1 protein-coding gene is annotated in these 406 nt (G+C 64.0%); it reads left to right on the forward strand.

The window, feature by feature from the left end:
- On the forward strand, positions 1 to 200 hold a 200-nt coding region (locus tag EOC94_RS34440; RefSeq protein ID WP_206532699.1), incomplete at its 5' end, for a hypothetical protein.
- Between the last annotated feature and the right edge of the window lie 206 nt (positions 201 to 406).

Genomic DNA, 406 nt, shown 5'->3' on the forward strand with positions numbered 1-406 from the left:
CCTTGGCTGGGTTGCGAGGTCGCAGCATGGCGCAAGAGGGGCGGGAGGATTGTGCGGAAAACCGCAGCTGTTGTGCGGGATGCCGCTGGCTAATCGGTTGCGTCGCGATCCTTCGCGCCCCCCTCTGCCCTGCCCGGCATCTCCCCCTCAAGGGGGAGATTGGCATTTTCGATGCCGCCGTTCTTTTCTTCAACATCTGAGATTGGCGAAAGCAGAGATGCAGTCCGATCTCCCCCCTTGAGGGGGAGATGTCCGGCAGGACAGAGGGGGGCGCTGTCCCGCCAACATCTCACCGCGTCAGCGAGCGCCAAGCCTAATGCCGTCGCGCCAGCTTCGGCGGATGGCCATGCTCCTCGCGAAACGCCCGGGCAAAACTCGACATCGAGGCAAACCCACACGCCAGCGC

Origin of the sequence: Mesorhizobium sp. M6A.T.Ce.TU.016.01.1.1 (assembly GCF_003997065.1) — a bacterium.
In the GTDB taxonomy this organism is placed as follows: domain Bacteria; phylum Pseudomonadota; class Alphaproteobacteria; order Rhizobiales; family Rhizobiaceae; genus Mesorhizobium; species Mesorhizobium mediterraneum.